The organism is Exiguobacterium aestuarii (assembly GCF_020171655.1).
In the GTDB taxonomy this organism is placed as follows: domain Bacteria; phylum Bacillota; class Bacilli; order Exiguobacteriales; family Exiguobacteriaceae; genus Exiguobacterium; species Exiguobacterium aestuarii_A.
This window is the reverse complement of record NZ_JAIVAC010000001.1, coordinates 1,591,681-1,606,200: the sequence shown is the minus strand read 5'-3', so window position 1 is coordinate 1,606,200 and position 14,520 is coordinate 1,591,681. Positions and strand designations below refer to the sequence as shown.

Sequence of the window (14,520 nt, the reverse complement as noted above, 5' to 3'; positions counted from 1 at the left end):
AAAAATCACGCCATTTTGTGGCGTGATTTTTTCATGACATCGGGACGGTGTAGCCACCTGTGAAGCGGTGTGTCAGGCGACGTGTCCAATAACGCATCCGAAGGCGCAACACATAAAACTGTGACGTGTTCGGGAGAATGACGTTGTTCACATAATCAGCGAACATGTGGCGGAACGTCCGGTCTTCACTGCGGTCATATGTCGCACTCCACATCCCGTGGTTCTCGACTTCGAGGAGCATCCAAATCATCTCTTCGGTGAGCGGGTCCTCGTCTTCAAGTTCGGCGGAGAGGGAAGCGAAACGTTGACTGCAGATGGCGGCATATAGAGAATGGGCATGTGAGTCATGCGGATTGGCCGTCAAATAGCCGCTCGCCGTTTTCATCAATTCGTCCACCATCTCAATCGGGATGTCATCGTATACTTGGAAAAACTCGAGAAGCATCGGGACGGTATCCGGTCCGAGTCCGGCAAGGCGGACGTAATGCATGACGTGAAGGCCGGCCTCTCCGTAGAACTTCCGCTCGAAGTAATGAATGGCGATGGCACGGTGCATGAGCGGAACGTCAGGATAGCGTTCGACACCTCGGAGGAAATGCTGCTCCGCCTCGAACGTGAAGCTCGTATCTTCGCTGACGATCCCGTTCAGCATGTGAAGGATGAAGTGGTCACCGAGTTCGCTTGCTCGATCGAGCCACTCCTTTGCCTTTGCGGTGTTCCCTTCACGAATATACGGATAGGCGCGCATCGCAGGAAAGAATGGATCTTCTGGGAAAGCCGTCTCGCCACGTGTCGCAAGTGCCGTAATCGCTTCTGTGTTATACGCATCTGTTAATTCTGCGAGGAGCATCATCTCAAGAAACGTGCGTTGGAAGTCTGGGCTGTGTAAATCGATGGTGTGCGTCATGTGATCTCCTCCTCACGAATATAGGTGTGGCTTTATTATACTTGTTCTCGAAACGTGGGAGTAGCATCTTTTCAAAAAACGGGAAATGGAAAGTAAGGCGTGAAAAGGAGGGGAGGACATGGCGACGTTCACAGGTTATATCGCAGAAGTGATGGAAAGGAAGATTCGGGTCGCTCCGTCACGGGAGGCAGAACCATTCGACGGCATCGTGTTTCACCTAGAGGAACCATTTCCTGAAAAAACACCACTTCTTGTCGGTCAATATGTAAGAGTCGAGCACGATGAACGAATGACGCGTTCCCTGCCGCCGCAGACAACGGCGCATCGCATCGATGTGTTATGATGAGGACGAGGTGAACCATATGGGACAACGTAATTTTTTGTGGCTCGGAGCCGTGATTGGATTCAGTGCCCTCGTCGTCTGGTTATTGCAAGACGCGCTGCCGTTTTGGGCGTTATCCATCTTGCTCCTCGGACTCGGGGCCGTGCTCGGTAATCTGCAACGACGATTCACGCGAGACAAATGACAAGCACACCATCACTCGGATGGTGTGCTTGTGTCGTTTTCTTCAACATTTTCTTCTTCTTCCACCACACCTTCTTCCGTGACCGGGTCGTCCTCGACGATGGAGTCGTCTTCACCATCTGGTTCAAGTGTGGTCGGTTCCTCCGGCTCAACTGGCTCCTCAGGCTCGACCGGTTCCTCTGGTTCAGTAGGCACTTCTGGTTCTGTCACCGGAGGGTCATCCTCAATCGGCTCTTCCGTTTCCGGTGGATCAACTGGTTCTGCTGGCTCTGTAGGTGGTTCTGTTGGTTCTTCAGGTGTCACCTCAGGTGTAGTCGGTTCGGTCTCTTCTTCCACCACCTCTTCCTCGACGTTCTCTTCAGCAGGTGCTTCCGGTTCAGTCGCTGGCGGTAACTCAGGCTCTGTCTCTGGAACGCTTGGAGTTTCCGGAATGACGACCGGTTCTTCTGTCAAATCAGGTCGGATCGGCTCGACCGGTGCGAGTTCGACCGGCGGTGGTGCGGCTACGTCTGAATCGATCAACGTACGGAGATCTCGTTCGAACAAGGCGGTCGGTAATGCAATCCCTCGTAAATGAATCGCGACGACCCGACCGGATGCTGAAAGGAGCGGACTGCCATACGCATGACGTGGCAATTCAAAGTTTCGGATGTAGCCGTTCTCTGCGAATGTGACCGTACCATTCATGCGTTCCTTCATGGTCAATGTGATAAGGTTTTCATCTTCTGCGGCGATGGCTTGCGTCAGCAAGAACGGTGTTTTGTCGGTTTCTTCAATGCGAATGACGGCAATGAAACTCGTACGACCGACGACTGTTCCGGAGACGGCCTGTCCGTCATGGTACATGATGATGTTCGTCAAGCCGGCTACGTTCGAGGCCGCCGTGACGACATCACGGGAACTGACCAAAAAGCCGGTCCCGTAACTGACGGTAAAGAGGCTGTCCTGTAACGTATCGAAGTCGGCGGTCGTTGCTTCGTCAGCAGAAACCGTATCCTCACCAATCGGTAAGTCGACCTGGTCGGCGAGCGAGTCGGTCGAACGCAACATATCCGTGAAATAGGCGTTTCCAATGAAGGTGGCAAAGGCGATGAGTGCAATGGCGAGCGGGGCGGCGAGTAACCAAATTGTGCGACGTGAGCGGCGGCCACACGTCGGACAGACCGTTTTCGATCGTGTCTTCTTTCCGCAGTGGGGACAAGTCACGGGGGCACCTTCTTTCTAAAAAGTTCGATGTTATGCTTATTCCTTCAATTGGAAAGAGGTAAACAAATATTTTAGGAGGGTGTTTTTATAAAAAATTGTAAGGGACTGTTTTTTTGAAAATGGGGAAAAAATAGGTATACTTCGGACGAAAGGAGGCATGTTATGCAACCCTTCTGGCTCACACCTGCTTTCCGTAATGGGATTTGGGTGTTGCTCGTTCTCACGATTATTTTTATGTTGAAGCAAGTCGAATTTATCTTTTATCCACTTGGAATCTTCTTCGCTACGGTATTGACCCCATTTCTCATTGCGGGCGTTCTGTTCTATCTCACTGTCGGTTTCGTTGATTGGTTAGAGGTGAAGTTAAAACGTCGGTCGTTCGCGATTCTCATCGTTCTCCTGTTGCTCTTGCTCATCATTGTCTTATTTGTCATTACGCTCGGTCCTATCATTACCCGGCAACTCTTCGCATTACTCGATGCCTTTCCTCGAGTGGCGGAAGCGAGTTATCGGCAACTTGTCAGTCTCTATAGAAATTTAGAAGAGTACGCTTGGTTCCAGGAGTATATCAATCAAAACGAGACCTCGATTGATACGTGGATTCGTCAATTGACGGATACGGTGGGAGCGGTGATCGGGAACGTCGCCGGTTCACTCGGTCGTGTCCTTGCGTTTATCATTTCGGGATTGTTCACCCTGTTTATCGCCTTGTTCTTATATGTGTTTATGCTGATTGACGGTGGGAAATTGGCGAGCGCGATTGTTCGCTGGATTCCAGAAGCCTATGAACAAGACGCTCGGCAAATTCTTCGGGATATGCACCAAACAATCAAGCGTTACGTTCGGGCCCAGTTGATTGTCTGTACATTCGTCGGTTTCTTTGCGACGATCGCGCTCTGGTTACTCGATGTCCCGTTCTTCTTGCCGCTTGGTATCTTTATCTTTGCTACAAATATCATTCCTTATTTCGGTCCTTTTCTCGGGGCCGCTCCAGCTGTCTTGATCGCGTTTATCGATGAACCGATCAAAGCGATTTACGTCATCATCGCGATTACCATCATTCAACAAGTAGATGCCAATGTCATCTCTCCTCTTGTACAAGGGAAATCGTTACGGGTCCATCCCATCACGATCACCTTGGTCTTACTCGTCGCAGGTCGATTAGCCGGTATTGTCGGTATGTTGCTTGCAGTTCCTTTCTACGCCGTGTTAAAAGTCACATTTCTTAATCTTCAAAAACTGTATCGGTTGCGTAAATCATCGAAACAACCAGTTGATCGGCCGGTCAAATGATTCTTTCCGATCATTCCGTGGAAAATTTGGTCAATCGTATGATTTTCTATATCTACTTTAGTATGATGAACAAAATGATTCAGCGCAGGGGGAGATTTAATGAAGTTCATCATCTTATTCGGTCCGCAAGCCGTCGGTAAAATGACCGTCGGACAGGCACTCGCCGACCGGACCGGGCTCAAGTTATTCCATAACCATATGACGATCGATCTCGTCGGACCGTTCTTCAATTACGGGACGGCAGAAGGGAAACGACTCGTCCAACTGTTTCGGCAAGAGCTGTTCGAGTCGGTCGCCAAGAGTAATCTACCCGGCATGATCTTCACGTTCGTCTGGGCGTTTGACATGCAGGAAGACTGGGATTACGTGAAAAACGTGACGGACTTGTTCGAATCACATGGGGCGGACATTTACTACGTCGAGCTCGAGGCAGAGATGGAGGAGCGGCTCGCGCGCAATACGACGGAGAACCGCCTCACGCATAAACCATCGAAGCGCGACATCGCCTGGTCCGAAGCGGAACTGAAGCAGACGGCGACGATGTATCGCTTGAACTCGCGTCCGGGGGAATTGGATGTCGAGCATTATCTTCGTATCGACAACACCCGTTTAAGTCCGGAAGAGACGGCTGCACAAATTCAAAGAGTGTTTGACCTATGAAAAAGCGGGTCCCCAACAAGGGAACCCGCTTTTGTCATGCCCACCAATCGGGGCGTTGATAGTCGACCAACACCTGTTTTTCGAGGAGGCGTGGCACGAGGTAAGAGGTGATGCTCGGAAGATCATCGTCGAGGTCGGCCGGATGGACCATCACTTCGATGGACTCTCCAGGTTCGATGGCATCGAGCGTCGCATGGGAGACACCGTCCGCATAAAATTGATCACTGAACCGTTCGGTCACCCACAAGTCTCGGCGCGACCCGAGCGTCGTTAAGGCCCGAAACGTCGTGTCATATTCTTCAGCGAGACGAATGATGACGTCATGCAGGACCGGCCAGCCGTGAACATGGTGATGACTGTCGAGATGGTCGAGCGGGAGACCCGTCGCGAGAAACGCCTCGATCTGGGCTTTCCACTCGAGATAGACGAGCTCCGGGTTAGGTGGTGTCTCCTTCAAGAAACGGCTCGTGTAGCGGAACGTGCCATCTTTTTTTGTAAGGGGAGCACTCGTGTCGGCAAGCGGTTTGCCCCAAGTCAAGACGAGATGGACACCGACGCGGAGCGATGGCTGCTGTTTCGCGAGTTGGACGGCTTCCTCGACGGCATACCCGTTCATAATCATCGTCGCCGAATTCACGATTCCATTCAGATGACTCTCCAAGGTGCCGGCGTTCACACCTGTCGTCAATCCGAAATCATCGGCGTTGACCAAGACGAACGTCTTAGGCATTGACGAGACCGAGTGCCTGGTCAAGGACGAGGTCACCTTTCATCATCCCGTACGCCATATTGTCGATGACCGCGACCGGTACGTCGACGGACGATTTGATTTTCCCTTCAAGGTAACGAACTTGTGGTCCAATCAAGATGACGTCGACATTCGTCTGTTCTTTCAAACGAGACTCGGGGATGGCGTCAATGGACGCGTCGATTCCGCGGTTCGCCGCTTCTTTTCGCATTTTTTCCACTAAGATCGATGTCGACATACCTGCCGAGCAGACGAGTAAGATGTTCATGTTGTTTCCTCCAATCGATTCAAACGGGTGATCATATCAATCATTTCGACGGCGAGTTCTTTCACGGTCATCGCCGTCATGAGGTGGTCTTGGGCGTGGACGAGGAGGACGCTCATATCGCTCGTCGCCCCTCGCGCTTCTTCTTGTAAGAGTTCTGTCTGTAATTTGTGTGCTTCTAGAAAAGCCGCATCGGCTTCTTTTAATTTGGCTGTCGCCTCGTCTGCTTCACCGCGTTTTGCCGCAGCGATGGCTTCGAATGCCGACGAACGGGCATTGCCGGCATGCAGAATAATCATAAATGAGAGTTCTTGAATCGTTTCGGTTTTCACGAAATCTTTTCTCCTTCCTCAGTGGCAGCTTTGTTTTTGTTGATTTCGGCTGTCATCGCTCTTGCTCCTGCCATGACGAATGGGATATACATCGCAGTCGCAATCGACAAGTTGACGATTTGAAGCAAGACACCCCGGACGCTACCGCCAGTGACCAAATATCCACTGATGATTGGTGGCGTTGTCCACGGAACGATGGCGACCGTCTTCGGAACCATGCCTGTCGAGAGGGCGACGTACGAGATGATCGTGAGCGTGACCGGCACTAAGATGAACGGTACGAGCATGATCGGGTTCAAGACGATTGGAAGACCGAAGATGACCGGTTCGTTGATGTTAAAGAGACTGGCTGGTGTTGAGAGTTTTGCCACTTGATGATATGGGTGATTCCGTTGCTTCCGGACGACGATGAAGATGGCGAGCAAGAGCGCGAACGTCGTACCTGATCCACCCATGAAGACGAATGCATCCAAGAACGGTTTTGTGACCGTATACGGCACATCAAACGCTGATGTTCCCGCTTGGAATGCCGCCAAGTTCTGTTCGATGAGCGGGAGATAGACCGGCTCGATGACCGAACCGATGATGTTCGTCCCGTGAAGTCCGAAGAACCAAAGGATGTGGTTCAAGAACGCGATGACAAGGGCAGCCGGGAGTGAATCTCCGAATCCTTGGAGCGGTTGTTGAATCGCCTTGAAGATGACTTCAAAGACACTGAGCTCGACGACGAGCGTCATGAAAAGCTGGAATCCTGCGACGACCGTCAAGATGATCATCGATGGGATGAGCGCCTGGAACGAACGTGTGACCCCGCCCGGTACTCCTTCTGGCATCTTGATTGTCAATTTCGTATTGATGAGATAGCGGAACATTTCCGTGACGGCAATCGACACGATGATGGCGACGAAGAGCCCTTGGGCACCGAGCCATGCGAAGTTAAGCCCCCAGTCAGCAGTGACCGGTACGAGCATGATGTATGAGGCGAGCGACAAGATCCCTGCAGCAAGTCCGTCAATCCCGTATGAGCGGGCCAAGTTATACCCAATGGAGAAAGCAATCAGCAGTCCGAGTATGGCGAAAGACGCGTTCCAAATACTTCCGCCGAGTCCTTGCCAATTTCCTTCGCCGAATAGACTGTTCATCGAGCCGACGAAATCGAGCGAGAGACTACCGATGTTGACAGCAGGGAAGTTGTTGATAAGAACGGCGAGCGACCCGACGATGATGAGTGGCATGACGGAGACAAACCCGTCACGGATGGCGACTAAGTGCCTTTGGGACCCGATACGTCCCGCGATTTCAATAAACTTGTTCATGAATAGACCTCCTTCTGAAATTGGGGTAGGTACGCCTCGTGCGCTGTGAACAGCTCCTTGAGAAGCGGGTCAATCCGTTTCTCGTCTTGGATGAGCGGATTCATGAGGCAAGCAAGGTAGGCGTCCTCGTAAGAACCAGATACAGCCGCCTGAATGGCGAGCTGTTCAAACGTTTTTAAGTTCGTGATGAGTCCACGAATCGGGAGCGGTAATGTCCCGATTGAGATCGGACGAGGGCCAGACTTCGTGATGACGGCGTTCACTTCGATGACCGCGTCGTCTGGTAAGTCTCGAATCGTGCCGTTGTTGAGCGTGTTGACGGTTTGGATGTCGCCACGGTCATTGTGAATCGAGTCCATCAAATTGCAGGCGGCGTCTGAATAGTAGGCACCTCCACGTTTTTCAAGTTCTTCCGGTTTGACGGCGAGATCGACGTCTTTATATTTCTCGAACAACTGCGCCTCGACTTGTTGGACGACTTCGGCACGTGTGCCATTTTGTTCGTACGCCTCGAGGTCTTTTTTCAACACGTCTTTCGTCTGGAAGTAGTACTGGTGATACGGGTTCGGTAACATACTGAGTGACGACAGGAACGATTCGCTCCATCCGAGACCGACGATGTTCGCTGGCGAGTAGTCGTTGCCTGCGTTGAGCGAAGCAAGGACGTCATTCGTCCGATCCACGCCGTCGACCCAGACGTGACGACCGAAGACGAAATGGTTCAATCCGATAAATTCAATCGCGACTCGTTCGACCGGCGTCTCGAGAATCTCTGCGACCGAGTTTCGCATGTTGAACGGGATGTTGCAGACACCGATGACCTTCTTATGAGATGAGTGCTTGAGTACGGCCTCGGTGACGATGCCCGCCGGATTGGTGAAGTTGACGAGCCAGGCGTCCGGACAAATCTCGGCGACTTCATTGGCCAAGTCGATCAAGACGGGGATGGTACGGAACGCTTTGAATAATCCACCTGCGCCGTTCGTCTCTTGTCCGATGAAGCCATGCTTGAGCGGGATGCGTTCATCGAGCGCACGTGCCTTCAGTCCACCGACCCGAATCTGTGTCGACACAAAATCTGCGCCGACGAGTGCGGCTCTTCGGTCGAGCGTCCAACTGAGTGTGATCTCGGCGTTGGCCTTCTCGATCATCCGCTGAGCGAGACGACCGACAATCTCTAGTTTCTCCCTCCCTTCTTCGATATCGACGAGCACGATCTCCCGAACGGGGAACGAGGCTTGCCGATCAATCAATCCTTCGATGATTTCCGGGGTGTAACTAGACCCACCGCCGATGATGACGACCTTGACTGCCATGGTGTCAACTCCTCCTTTTGAAAGCGATTTCTTTTTGTCGTAACAAATATAACAAATAGTACAACTTTCGGCAATATAAAAAATACAAATAATACAATTAGTTTTTTGTATTTGCAATTGTATGCTTGCTGTATCACAATAAAGGAACCAACCTAACGTAAAGGAGATGGAGGTATGTCGCAATCGACGCTCCAAACCGCAATCAAGGATGAATTGTTGTCCCGCATCAAAAGTGGGCATTATAAAGAAGGGGAGAAATTTCCGACTGAGTACGCGCTTTGCGAGGAGTTCGATGTGAGCCGAACAACGGTGCGTGGCGCCCTCAACCAATTGACGACAGAAGGGTATTTGGTCCGTCAACAAGGTCGCGGCACGTTCGTCGCCGGAAAGAAAGTCCAGCAGACGCTATCGTATACACCGAACAACTATGCGGCCCAGCTCGCTGTTCAAGGGAAGCGTGGTCAAGTCGCGTTGATCGACATCTCCGTCATCTCAGCGTCCGGTCAAATCGCTTCGGTGTTTGAAGCAGAGGACAATGCGCCGATTCAAAAGATTGAGCGGATTCGTCATGCGGACGGGGAACCGACCCAGTATGAGGTCTCATTCATCCCGTGGAAGATTGCACCGGGGATCACGAAAGAACAGGCAGAGCATTCGCTCTTCCGAACACTGGCTGAAGTCCACGACGTCCATGTCGCGAAGACGACGGAGGCATTGGAGATTGCCCTTGCCGACGAGAAAGTGAGTACGCTCCTCAACTGTCCACTCGGGTCACCATGTTTCCATATCGAGACGGTGACAGAAGACGAGTCGGGACGAGCGATTGAATATTCACGTTCGTACTTCCGTGGGGACAAGACGAGCTTCGTCATCGAACGGAATTATAACTAACAAAAGCGCTCGACCGTTTCGTATGGAAACGTTCGGGCGCTTTTTTATCAAGTGATTCAAAAAGGATATGATGAAGAGAAAACCGAAGATACATACGATCAAATTGAATAGTGGGAGTGAGCAATATGACGATGTTTACAATTTTCGGGGTCCTGGTCTTCGGACTAGTGCTGTTGGGAATCGGTGTTGTGATGAAGAAACGCTGGTTATCTATACTCTCGATGGTTCCAATAGCGATTGCTGTAGGACAACTTGCGTTTCTTTTTTTGATGGGGATGTAATTTTTCTCAACAACGATTATGAATAAACTTTTCCCATACATATTGGATGCAGTCGATTCCTGAGTTTATGTACACTAGAAGCAGGAGGCGAGAGAAGCATGTCAATCATTGAATTCAAAGATGTGAGTCATCAAGACATCCTGCACCATGTGTCCGGAACGTTTCGGGAAGGGCGAATCACGACGTTCGTCGGACCGAGCGGCGCCGGCAAAACGACGTGTCTGAAGCATATCAACGGATTGCTGTCACCCGACACAGGCACGATTTTATTCAAAGGGGAAGATATCGCGGAGATGGACATCCTCGAACTGCGAAAGAAAATCGGGATGGCGTTCCAAAGCGCGCCGATGATTCAAGGGACGGTGTACGACAACTTGAATCTTCCGAAAGCCATCTTCGACGAGACACTCGACCGCGACCGGGCTGCCGAATTGCTCCATCGCGTCGATTTGAGTGAGGCGCTCCTCGACCAACCCGTCAAATCATTGTCGGGCGGGGAACGAAGTCGGGTCGCCATCGCACGGACACTCGTCAATAAACCCGACGTACTCTTGCTCGATGAGATCACGGCAAGCCTCGATTATCGGACAGTGAAAGAAATCGAACGACTCATCCGAAAACTGCAACAATCGTATGGCGTGACTGTCATCTGGATCACCCATGACTTAGATCAGGCGCGTCGGGTGAGTGACGACATGTGGTTCTTGAAAGACGGGGAACTGCTTGCGTATGGGGACGCATCGTTCATCGATGAATCGGACGATCCGGTCATCCAACAATTCGTCAGGGGGGAAGATTGATGTCATACATTGAACTCGCGACAGCGCTCATCTTCGTCGTCATCCCGCTCGCCTTGACGCTCGTCCTACGACTCGGGCTCGAGCGAGATATTATCATCGCGACCGTCCGCTCTATTATTCAACTGTTGATTATCGGCTATATCCTGACGTTCGTCTTTGAGAGTGACAGTCCGATTTTCATGCTGTTGATGATCTTACTCATGATTGTCGCCGCGACACAAAATATCCGACGGAAAGGGGACGGGATACCGGGCATCATGTGGATTATCGTCTTGACGCTCGTGACGATCGAAGCGCTGACGATGGGTCTCATGCTCGGGCTCGGCATCATCCCGTTTGAACCGGAAAAGGTCATTCCCATCAGTGGGATGGTCATCGGGAACAGTATGGTGTTGTCGCTCCTCTTCCTGAATAAGTTCAAAGACGAGGTCGAACGGAGTGATGACGTCATCGAACTCATCCTCTCGCTAGGCGGGACACCGAAAGTGGCCATCGACCGTAGCTTGAAGAATGCGATTCGCACGAGCATGATCCCGACCGTCGAGGCGCAAAAGACGATGGGCCTCGTCCAGCTACCGGGAATGATGAGCGGTCTCATCATCGGTGGGGCTGACCCGATGGAAGCGGTGCTGTACCAACTCTTGATTCTGTTCTTGATTTTGACGACTGCCTCTATTTCGGCGACACTCGTCGGTTACTTGGCGTATCCGCGTCTGTTTAACGAGAAGATGCAGTATATCGGATTGACCTATCGGAAGGGGAAATGAAGCATGATCACAGGGATTCATCATGTACAGCTCACAATTCCAACTGGAGCGGAACGAGAAGCGAAGGCGTTCTACTGCGACTTTCTCGGTCTACATGAAATCGAGAAGCCGGACTCACTGAAAAGGCGCGGCGGATTTTGGCTTCAAGTCGGTGATCGTTCCGTTCATGTCGGTACTGAGGACGGCGTCGAACGACAGAAGACGAAAGCGCATATCGCGTATGCTGTGACGGATTTAGGTCATTGGAAGGCAGCCCTCACAGAAAACGAGATTGTATACTCCGAAGGCATCCCAATCCCAGGATTCGATCGATTCGAGTTCCGGGATCCGTTCGGCAATCGGGTCGAAATGATTCAAGCACTTTGACGAAAGGGAGCATCCATCGCGGATGCTCCCTTTGTCGTTCTTCAAGAAATACAGAATAGCTGCGTCAATTGTCTCCATTGGTCGGGATAGGCGTTACTACCGCTATGTTCATGAATGAGTTTTCCGTTAGCGTATACGCTGAGGTTCCACTGCGTACCATCTACAGTGTTGACGTCTTCGGGTTCTTCGAACACGACTGGCCAGCGGTGCGTTCCGAGTGATTGAAACGCCACGCGGATCTGTTCTGCTTCTTCGCCTTCGAATTCCTCGGATATCGAAAGGGCGGATTGATCGACGTGACGAAGGACGGTACCATTTTCAAAAAAGGTCAGGGTACTCACATCAAACACACCAAAGCCACCGACACGAAAAACGGCCTCAATGGACGATTGTTCCGGACGCTTCAATCGACTGGTGAAGCGAAGTAGTCGACGTGGGAACGGGTGGCGGACGAATGGTGGAGGAAGATCAAAAAGATCGCGCAATGTTTTGTCATTCATGAACATTCAACCTTTCTCGCATATAAGTTGTCCTGAGTATAGCGGAGTTCATATGAATGAGTAGGTAAAATAACGTTCAAGGTACGAAGAAAAGCACCTCTCAACGAGATGCTTTGCTGTTAATACACTTCGTACGTTTGTCCCGTCTGCGCGCCTTCGACGCTCTTCACATAGGCGAGGGCGACCCGTTCACCCGGCACCGCCGCGTAACCACGGAAATAAGGACCATACGCATCGAGTGCTTCGACGAGAACGTTCGGGCTGACGTTGTTAATACGGATGCCCCGTAGCATCTCAATCGCCGCTCCGGTGACAAAGCCTTTGATGGCACCGTTCGCGAGTGCGGCCGATGCGCCTTCTTTGATGGGATCGTCCATCAAGATTCCGCTTGTCAGTGTGAAACTGCCACCATCGTTCACATAATCGAGCCCGAGAAGGACGAGGTTGACCTGCCCTTTGATCTTGCTGTCGATACTCTTCTGATTATCCGCCGGCGTCATCTCGGAAAGTGGTCCGAAATGTGTGCTGCCCGCCGTACTGATGACCGCATCGACGCGACCGACTGTCTCGTACATCTGACGGATGCTGTCTTCAGAAGTGAGGTCGACTTGCACGTCCGCTCCGTTACGCCCAGCTCGGATGATTGTATGTGTTTTCTCCAATTCGTTTGCGACGGCCTGACCGACCGTGCCGCTTGCCCCTACGAGTAAAATATTCATGTGAAAATTGCCCCTTTCGTCACGCCTAGATTCCTTTTCAGAGTAGCGGAAGGTGAGGACGTTCGGCAATCAAGTTGCTTCTGATGGGACAACCGTTCCTTGATGGAAACGCATCTTCCAACGACCGTCCTCGAGTACCCAAATCGAGCTGCGACGTGTCACACGATTTAGTTTCGGTTGAACGAGACGATACGTCACCAAAACGTGTCCTTCCGTTAACGGATGCATAGTGAATTCAGATAACACCGCCTCAATCGGATCGATTTGGAGTGTCGTTTGATCCCAGTCTTGATACAGCAATCGTCCCGAGCTGCCGATTTCAAAAAAATCGTCGGTCAACAGTTCACGTAAGCGGTCCGTCGACTGTCTGACTTCCGTCGTGAGTAACGCTTCTTCAAGCGTTTGAAGATGATACGCCAACTTGTTCATGTGACAACCTCTTTTCGTTGTTGATTCATCACAATGACCCCAAGGACAATCAATAACAAACCAATCCCGTTCAGTGCGGAGAGGACTTCTCCATATACGAACACGCCGATTAGACCCGTCGCCACCGTACCGAGTCCGGCCCAGATGCTATAGGCGATACTGAGCGGGATTGTCTTCAAGACGATGCCCATGAGGGTGAATGAGGCGGCGAAACTAACCAAGAGAATGACACTCGGCACAAAGTTCGTGAATCCATCCGATAGCTTTAACATCGATGTCCCGAGTACCTCGAATGCGATGGAAAAGAACAGTAAAAAATAAGCTTTCATCTTCATTCACCTCACAATTTCATAAAGACGAGCCCGATGATCACGAGCGCAATTCCGGTAACTTTTTGACGACTCACTTGTTCGTGGAAGACGACAAAGCCGATCACAGCCGTGAGCGCCGTCCCGACACCGCTCCAAAACGCATAGGCGAAGCTGAGCGGGATGGTGAAGAGCGCCAGTGATAACAAATAAAATGCCGTCCCGTAGCCGATGGCCACCCCGAGAATCGGAAGTCGATTCGTCGAGGTGGCGTTCACTTTCAACATACTCGATCCGAATAGTTCAGAAACGATGGCCCCAATCAAATAGATGAATCCCATGTCAGCCACCTCCTTCAAGTAACTCGTCACACGCCTCTCGGATGAGTGTCGCCGCACGATCCTTGAACGATTCGCTATATCCATACAAAACGGCGAACCAAAAACCGTCACAGAGGAGACGGAGTTTTAAAATCGCATCTTGGTCGGGACCGTCGGCTGAGAACCGTTCGTTCCAACCGGTCGAGACGTTGCTCCAAATCGACTCGCTCGCCGCATCTTCTTGTGACGAGATGAAGACGGCGATGAGGTCCTTGTCTCCATGGTCGACATCATCCAATGTAGCGAGGGCATAAGCACGAGTGAATGGATACGGACCATCCGACAAATGGTCGGTGATTCGTGTTTCGAACGTCTCAATCGCGAGTTCGTTCATCTGACGCAATAAGTTGGCCTTGCTATCAAAATGATAAAGGACACCTGCTTTCGTGATTCCTGCTTTCGTCGCCAATCGTTCGAGTGACAATTGACTGATGCCGTCCTCTCGAATCATCTGGGCGGCCGTCTGCAACAACAATTGTTTTTTACTCATCGATTTACACCCCACTTTTA

Annotated in this window: 21 protein-coding genes; 8 read left to right on the top strand and 13 right to left on the bottom strand. The window is 51.3% G+C overall.

What is annotated here, in order from left to right; genetic code table 11:
* Positions 1 to 31 precede the first annotated feature (31 nt).
* Entirely contained in the window at positions 32 to 907 is an 876-nt protein-coding gene (locus tag LCM29_RS08410; protein ID WP_224861983.1) for a hypothetical protein, read from the bottom strand.
* 118 nt (positions 908 to 1,025) lie between these two features.
* On the opposite strand from LCM29_RS08410, the gene LCM29_RS08405 reads away from it, so the two are divergent.
* The gene (locus LCM29_RS08405) at positions 1,026 to 1,250 is read left to right on the top strand and encodes a YobA family protein (protein ID WP_224861981.1); all 225 of its coding nucleotides are present in this window, start codon (positions 1,026 to 1,028) and stop codon (positions 1,248 to 1,250) included.
* 19 nt (positions 1,251 to 1,269) lie between these two features.
* Complete coding sequence (locus LCM29_RS08400) at positions 1,270 to 1,434, top strand: hypothetical protein (RefSeq protein WP_214816856.1); 165 nt, start codon at positions 1,270 to 1,272, stop codon at positions 1,432 to 1,434.
* Between the two features lie 11 nt (positions 1,435 to 1,445).
* On the opposite strand, the gene LCM29_RS08395 is transcribed toward LCM29_RS08400, so the two are convergent.
* Positions 1,446 to 2,639, bottom strand: a complete 1,194-nt coding sequence (locus LCM29_RS08395; protein WP_224861979.1) for a hypothetical protein — start codon at positions 2,637 to 2,639, stop codon at positions 1,446 to 1,448.
* A gap of 162 nt (positions 2,640 to 2,801) precedes the next feature.
* On the opposite strand from LCM29_RS08395, the gene LCM29_RS08390 reads away from it, so the two are divergent.
* On the top strand, positions 2,802 to 3,932 hold the full coding sequence (locus LCM29_RS08390; protein ID WP_224861977.1) for an AI-2E family transporter: 1,131 nt from the start codon (positions 2,802 to 2,804) through the stop codon (positions 3,930 to 3,932).
* Between the two features lie 99 nt (positions 3,933 to 4,031).
* The gene (locus LCM29_RS08385) at positions 4,032 to 4,592 is read left to right on the top strand and encodes an AAA family ATPase (protein ID WP_224861975.1); all 561 of its coding nucleotides are present in this window, start codon (positions 4,032 to 4,034) and stop codon (positions 4,590 to 4,592) included.
* 34 nt (positions 4,593 to 4,626) lie between these two features.
* Here LCM29_RS08385 and LCM29_RS08380 read toward each other — a convergent pair whose 3' ends face one another.
* From LCM29_RS08380 to LCM29_RS08360, 5 genes are read right to left on the bottom strand one after another with little or no spacing between them, the layout of a single operon-like run.
* Positions 4,627 to 5,346, bottom strand: coding sequence for a carbohydrate deacetylase (locus tag LCM29_RS08380; RefSeq protein ID WP_224861973.1), 720 nt, complete (start codon positions 5,344 to 5,346; stop codon positions 4,627 to 4,629).
* Positions 5,315 to 5,608, bottom strand: coding sequence for a PTS sugar transporter subunit IIB (locus tag LCM29_RS08375; RefSeq protein ID WP_214694114.1), 294 nt, complete (start codon positions 5,606 to 5,608; stop codon positions 5,315 to 5,317). Before LCM29_RS08375 ends, LCM29_RS08380 begins: the two co-directional genes overlap by 32 nt.
* Positions 5,605 to 5,904 (bottom strand): PTS lactose/cellobiose transporter subunit IIA, encoded by a 300-nt coding sequence (locus LCM29_RS08370; protein WP_224862777.1) that lies wholly within the window; start codon positions 5,902 to 5,904, stop codon positions 5,605 to 5,607. Before LCM29_RS08370 ends, LCM29_RS08375 begins: the two co-directional genes overlap by 4 nt.
* A gap of 29 nt (positions 5,905 to 5,933) precedes the next feature.
* Positions 5,934 to 7,253 (bottom strand): PTS sugar transporter subunit IIC, encoded by a 1,320-nt coding sequence (locus tag LCM29_RS08365; RefSeq protein ID WP_224861971.1) that lies wholly within the window; start codon positions 7,251 to 7,253, stop codon positions 5,934 to 5,936.
* Complete coding sequence (locus tag LCM29_RS08360) at positions 7,250 to 8,569, bottom strand: 6-phospho-beta-glucosidase (protein ID WP_224861969.1); 1,320 nt, start codon at positions 8,567 to 8,569, stop codon at positions 7,250 to 7,252. The genes LCM29_RS08365 and LCM29_RS08360 overlap by 4 nt, the downstream gene beginning before the upstream one ends.
* Positions 8,570 to 8,743: 174 nt before the next feature.
* Between LCM29_RS08360 and LCM29_RS08355 the strand changes: the two genes are divergently transcribed.
* The 4 genes from LCM29_RS08355 to LCM29_RS08340 all read left to right on the top strand — a co-directional run bounded on the left by LCM29_RS08355 (position 8,744) and on the right by LCM29_RS08340 (position 11,674).
* Positions 8,744 to 9,460: a GntR family transcriptional regulator gene (locus tag LCM29_RS08355; protein WP_214694104.1), complete on the top strand. Its 717-nt coding sequence runs from the start codon at positions 8,744 to 8,746 to the stop codon at positions 9,458 to 9,460.
* A 379-nt stretch (positions 9,461 to 9,839) separates the two neighbouring features.
* Positions 9,840 to 10,541 (top strand): ATP-binding cassette domain-containing protein, encoded by a 702-nt coding sequence (locus LCM29_RS08350; RefSeq protein WP_214694101.1) that lies wholly within the window; start codon positions 9,840 to 9,842, stop codon positions 10,539 to 10,541.
* Positions 10,541 to 11,308, top strand: a complete 768-nt coding sequence (locus LCM29_RS08345) for an ABC transporter permease (RefSeq protein ID WP_074035973.1) — start codon at positions 10,541 to 10,543, stop codon at positions 11,306 to 11,308. Before LCM29_RS08350 ends, LCM29_RS08345 begins: the two co-directional genes overlap by 1 nt.
* Positions 11,309 to 11,311: 3 nt before the next feature.
* A complete protein-coding gene (locus tag LCM29_RS08340) occupies positions 11,312 to 11,674 on the top strand; it encodes a VOC family protein (RefSeq protein WP_224861967.1) in 363 nt (120 codons plus the stop codon).
* A gap of 41 nt (positions 11,675 to 11,715) precedes the next feature.
* Here LCM29_RS08340 and LCM29_RS08335 read toward each other — a convergent pair whose 3' ends face one another.
* The 6 genes from LCM29_RS08335 to LCM29_RS08310 all read right to left on the bottom strand — a co-directional run bounded on the left by LCM29_RS08335 (position 11,716) and on the right by LCM29_RS08310 (position 14,500).
* A complete protein-coding gene (locus LCM29_RS08335; RefSeq protein ID WP_224861965.1) occupies positions 11,716 to 12,174 on the bottom strand; it encodes a hypothetical protein in 459 nt (152 codons plus the stop codon).
* Positions 12,175 to 12,293: 119 nt separating this feature from the next.
* A complete protein-coding gene (locus LCM29_RS08330; RefSeq protein WP_224861963.1) occupies positions 12,294 to 12,893 on the bottom strand; it encodes a short chain dehydrogenase in 600 nt (199 codons plus the stop codon).
* A gap of 69 nt (positions 12,894 to 12,962) precedes the next feature.
* Positions 12,963 to 13,322, bottom strand: coding sequence for a DUF4440 domain-containing protein (locus LCM29_RS08325; protein ID WP_224861960.1), 360 nt, complete (start codon positions 13,320 to 13,322; stop codon positions 12,963 to 12,965).
* Positions 13,319 to 13,651, bottom strand: a complete 333-nt coding sequence (locus tag LCM29_RS08320; RefSeq protein WP_214694091.1) for a DMT family transporter — start codon at positions 13,649 to 13,651, stop codon at positions 13,319 to 13,321. Before LCM29_RS08320 ends, LCM29_RS08325 begins: the two co-directional genes overlap by 4 nt.
* An 11-nt stretch (positions 13,652 to 13,662) precedes the next feature.
* Positions 13,663 to 13,971: a DMT family transporter gene (locus LCM29_RS08315; protein ID WP_214784252.1), complete on the bottom strand. Its 309-nt coding sequence runs from the start codon at positions 13,969 to 13,971 to the stop codon at positions 13,663 to 13,665.
* Between the two features lies 1 nt (position 13,972).
* Complete coding sequence (locus LCM29_RS08310; RefSeq protein ID WP_224861957.1) at positions 13,973 to 14,500, bottom strand: TetR/AcrR family transcriptional regulator; 528 nt, start codon at positions 14,498 to 14,500, stop codon at positions 13,973 to 13,975.
* Positions 14,501 to 14,520 lie beyond the last annotated feature (20 nt).